Source organism: Pseudomonas edaphica (genome assembly GCF_005863185.1).
GTDB lineage: Bacteria > Pseudomonadota > Gammaproteobacteria > Pseudomonadales > Pseudomonadaceae > Aquipseudomonas > Aquipseudomonas edaphica.
In genome coordinates this window covers 1-3,975 of sequence record NZ_VBVZ01000561.1, presented here as the reverse complement: position 1 = coordinate 3,975, position 3,975 = coordinate 1, and the positions used below count along the sequence as shown (strand labels likewise).

The following is a 3,975-nucleotide window of genomic DNA, read 5'->3' as shown; positions in this document are numbered from 1 at the left end:
CAAATCCAGCGGGCCTTCGAAGGCCTCAAGAAAGACCTCCAGCGCATCCGGCGGAATATACAGGTCCAGCGGCATTTCCATGACCGCCTGGCCATACACCATGGCAAATGGCAGTTCCTGCTGGGCGCCCGCCTGGGGATCAGCGGTTTCCACGGCCGACATTCAGGCCTCGACCATAAACGGCGTCGGGTCGCCGCAGCCCACGCGCACCACTTCCGGCTCGCCATCGGCCAGGTTGATCACAGTGGACGCCTTGTTGCCGCCGTAACCGCCGTCAATGATCAGATCGACGTGTTTTTCCAGCAGGCGGCGCATCTCGTAAGGGTCGTACAGCGGCTCTTCTTCACCGGGCAAAATCAGCGACACGCTCATCAACGGCTCACCCAGTTCTGCCAGCAACGCCAGGGCAATCGGGTGCTCGGGCACACGCAGGCCGATGGTGCGCTTTTTGGGGTGCAGCAACAGGCGCGGCACTTCGCGGGTGGCATTCAGAATAAAGGTGTACGGCCCCGGCGTGTGCGCCTTGAGCAGGCGGAAGGTGCCGGTGTCGACTTTGGCGAACAGCCCCAGTTGCGACAAGTCGCTGCAGATCAGCGCAAAGTTGTGGTTTTTGTCCAGGTCACGCAGGCGTCTGACCCGTTCAACTGCGCTCTTGTCGCCGATCTGGCAACCAATGGCGTAGGACGAATCCGTTGGGTAGATCACCACGCCACCGGCGCGAATGATCTCCACGGCCTGTTTAATCAGGCGCGCTTGAGGGTTTTCCGGATGAATCTGGAAGAATTGACTCACGTGTTCTACCTGTTCAGACGGTGGCAATAATGGGGTCATGCTTGAATCGCCCCCACAACAGCGGCAAGTCTTCCGGGACCTGGCGGTACTCGCCAATCTCGGACCAGCCGCCTGGGCCATGAAAATCACTGCCGGCGCTGACCAGCAGACCAAATTCGCGAGCAAGAATCGCCAGGCTGCCCACCTGCTCAGCGGGTTGATGCCCGTTGACCACTTCGATTGCGTGGCCGCCCGCTCCAATATAGTCGGCAATCAGCTTGCGGCGCTTGCTGCGGGTGAAATCGTAATGCCAGGGATGCGCCAGGCTCACCCAGGCTCCGGAGGCACGCAATGTGCCGACGGTATCTTCCAGCGTCGGCCAGTGTTGCTTCACATCACCCAACTTGCCGGCGCCCAGCCATTTGCGAAACGCTTCGGCGCGGTCCTTGACGAAACCTTCACGCACCATCCAGTCGGCAAAGTGCGGGCGGGCCGGTGCGTTGCCGCTGTCGCCCAGCTCTTGCTGGATGGCGCGGGCGCCGTCGAGCGCATTGGGCATGCCTTTAAGGCTGAGCTTGCGGCTTATTTCTTCGGACCTCAGCCAACGGCCATCGTGCAATTGGGCGATGGCCGCCACCAAAGGCGCGGCGTTTTGATCGAAGCCGTAGCCGAGCACATGAATGGTGGCGCCGCCCCAGGTACAGGACAATTCCACGCCGTTGACCAGTTGCATGCCCAAGGCATGCGCCGCCGTGCGGGCCTCGTCGAGGCCTTCGAGGGTGTCGTGGTCGGTCAACGACAAGACTCGCACGCCTTTTTCAAACGCACGCGCAACCAGTACCGCGGGCGCCAGGGCGCCATCGGAGGCCGTGCTGTGGCAGTGCAAATCAACATTCACGGGAGTGTGTAACCTCAAGTCAGCTGGCGCTTTCGCTACCAAGGATGTTTGTTATTATGCCGCCACATCCAGCTTCTGGCTCTTACTGTGAAACAATTCATCGACTTCATCCCGCTGTTGCTGTTTTTCATCGTTACCAAACTCGACCCCAGGGTCATCGATATCGCCGGTCATCCGCTCTCGTTCGGGGGCATCTACAGCGCCACCGCCGTACTGATCGTCAGTTCTATCGTAGTCTACGGCGCCATTTTCATTTCCCAGCGCAAACTGGAAAAAAGCCAATGGCTCACCCTGGTTGCCTGCCTGGTGTTCGGCGGCCTGACCCTGGCCTTTCACAGCGAAACCTTCCTTAAATGGAAAGCCCCGGTAGTGAACTGGCTGTTCGCGCTGGTGTTTATCGGCAGCCACTTCATTGGTGACCGCTTGTTGATCAAGCGCATCATGGGCCACGCGCTGACCCTGCCGGAGCCGGTATGGACGCGTTTGAACGTGGCCTGGATCGTGTTTTTCCTGTTCTGCGGCGCCGCCAACCTGTTCGTGGCCTTTACCTTCCAGGATTACTGGGTCGACTTCAAAGTCTTCGGTAGCCTGGGCATGACCGTATTGTTCCTGATCGGCCAAGGTATCTACCTGTCGCGCCATCTGCATGACACCGCCCCTACCACGCCGAAAACCGAGGACTGACATGCTCTACGCCATCATTGCCACCGACGTTGCCGACTCGCTGGAAAAACGCCTGAGCGTGCGTCCGGCGCACGTTGAGCGCCTGAAAACCCTGCAAGCCGAAGGCCGTCTGGTGATCGCAGGCCCGCACCCGGCCGTCGACAGCAATGACCCAGGCGCCGCCGGCTTCACCGGCAGCCTGATCATTGCCGAGTTCGCCTCGCTGGCCGATGCCCAGGCCTGGGCCAACGCCGACCCGTACATCGCCGCAGGCGTCTACGCTGATGTAGTGATCAAGCCGTTCAAGCAAGTCCTGCCTTAAGCCCGGCTGCGCTGAACCTAATCGGTTCGGCGCGCTCCTAATTGCTCATTATTCTCGGTAACCTGCCGACAACGTTCTGAATATTCGTGTGGAATCAGGAGTTCCGATGCGCTTACGTCCGTTGTGTCTGTTGGCAGTGTTAATGATCGGGGCGAGCGCCCATGCGGAAGAAACCTCGAACACTGGCAGCTCCACGCCCTTGTCCCTGGGCGCCGGCAGCCAGATCACCGAGTTGCAGCAACGCTTGAAAGAAAGCGAACGGCTGCGTGAAGAACTGAGCAAACAACTGCAAAGTGCAGATACTGCTCGCGAAAGCGCCCAACTGAGTCGCTTGCGCCAGGAGAACCAACGCCTGGTCCAGCAACTCAAAGAGACACAAGGCGGCGCCTTGACCCGCTGGCTGACCGAACAACAACAGTGGTTTGTTACCGGCGGGGCCGTCGCACTGATCGCTTTGCTGTGCGGGATCTTCGCCAGCGGTGGGCACCGTCGCCGTCGACAATGGCTAAATTGAGTGAGTCATGAGCGAGCTGTTACTGATAGATGATGACCAGGAGCTCTGTGAGCTGCTGACCAGTTGGCTGAGCCAGGAGGGTTTCCAGGTGCGCGCCTGCCACGACGGCGTGAGCGCGCGCAAAGCCCTGGCCGAAGCCGCTCCCGCCGCCGTCGTGCTTGACGTGATGCTGCCGGATGGCAGCGGCCTGGAGTTGCTCAAGCAATTGCGCAATGACCACCCGGAATTGCCGGTGGTGATGCTCTCGGCCCGTGGCGAACCGCTGGACCGTATCCTCGGCCTGGAACTGGGTGCCGACGATTACCTGGCCAAGCCCTGTGACCCGCGCGAGCTGACTGCGCGCCTGCGCGCCGTGCTGCGCCGCAGCCACCCGGCCGCCGTGTCGACGCAGATGGAACTGGGCGATTTGTGCTTCAGCCCGGTGCGCGGTGTGGTCAGCATCGACGAGCAGGAATTCACCCTCACCGTGTCCGAAAGCCGCCTGCTCGAAGCCTTGCTGCGCCAGCCCGGCGAGCCGCTGGACAAGCAGGAACTGGCGCAGATCGCCCTGGGCCGCAAGCTCACTCTGTACGACCGCAGCCTGGACATGCACGTGAGCAACCTGCGCAAAAAGATCGGCCCACACCCGGATGGTCGGCCACGGATCGTGGCGCTGCGCAGCCGCGGCTACTACTACAGCCTTTAAAGATCGTTTAAAGATCGTTCCCACGCTCCGCGTGGTAATGCCGCCGGGGACGCTCTGCGTCCCGCTGTGTACGCCGGTGACGCAGAGCGTCCCCGGCGGCATTACCACGCGGAGCGTGGGAA

Annotated in this window: 6 protein-coding genes and 1 pseudogene; 4 read left to right on the top strand and 3 right to left on the bottom strand. The window is 61.1% G+C overall.

Features of this window, described 5'->3' with window-relative positions:
- From FEM54_RS26505 to FEM54_RS26495, 3 genes and pseudogenes are all read right to left on the bottom strand, one after another.
- Positions 1-162: pseudogene (locus FEM54_RS26505) on the bottom strand (segregation/condensation protein A); the annotation flags it as partial.
- Complete coding sequence (locus tag FEM54_RS26500) at positions 163-792, bottom strand: L-threonylcarbamoyladenylate synthase (RefSeq protein ID WP_017139161.1); 630 nt, start codon at positions 790-792, stop codon at positions 163-165.
- Positions 793-805: 13 nt separating this feature from the next.
- Complete coding sequence (locus tag FEM54_RS26495; protein WP_099549411.1) at positions 806-1,669, bottom strand: PHP domain-containing protein; 864 nt, start codon at positions 1,667-1,669, stop codon at positions 806-808.
- An 87-nt stretch (positions 1,670-1,756) separates the two neighbouring features.
- On the opposite strand from FEM54_RS26495, the gene FEM54_RS26490 reads away from it, so the two are divergent.
- The 4 genes from FEM54_RS26490 to FEM54_RS26475 all read left to right on the top strand — a co-directional run bounded on the left by FEM54_RS26490 (position 1,757) and on the right by FEM54_RS26475 (position 3,853).
- On the top strand, positions 1,757-2,353 hold the full coding sequence (locus FEM54_RS26490) for a septation protein A (protein WP_099549410.1): 597 nt from the start codon (positions 1,757-1,759) through the stop codon (positions 2,351-2,353).
- A 1-nt stretch (position 2,354) separates the two neighbouring features.
- A complete protein-coding gene (locus FEM54_RS26485; protein ID WP_138453650.1) occupies positions 2,355-2,654 on the top strand; it encodes a YciI family protein in 300 nt (99 codons plus the stop codon).
- Positions 2,655-2,760: 106 nt separating this feature from the next.
- Positions 2,761-3,168, top strand: coding sequence for an SH3 domain-containing protein (locus FEM54_RS26480; protein WP_138453649.1), 408 nt, complete (start codon positions 2,761-2,763; stop codon positions 3,166-3,168).
- 7 nt (positions 3,169-3,175) lie between these two features.
- On the top strand, positions 3,176-3,853 hold the full coding sequence (locus FEM54_RS26475; RefSeq protein ID WP_017139157.1) for a response regulator transcription factor: 678 nt from the start codon (positions 3,176-3,178) through the stop codon (positions 3,851-3,853).
- The last annotated feature ends 122 nt before the right edge of the window (positions 3,854-3,975 follow it).

Bases quoted from the DNA above. Each gene is read 5' to 3' on its own strand.
- FEM54_RS26485 (WP_138453650.1), top strand. From the start codon at position 2,355: ATGCTCTACGCCATCATTGCCACCGACGTTGCCGACTCGCTGGAAAAA.
- FEM54_RS26480 (WP_138453649.1), top strand. From the start codon at position 2,761: ATGCGCTTACGTCCGTTGTGTCTGTTGGCAGTGTTAATGATCGGGGCG.
- FEM54_RS26475 (WP_017139157.1), top strand. From the start codon at position 3,176: ATGAGCGAGCTGTTACTGATAGATGATGACCAGGAGCTCTGTGAGCTG.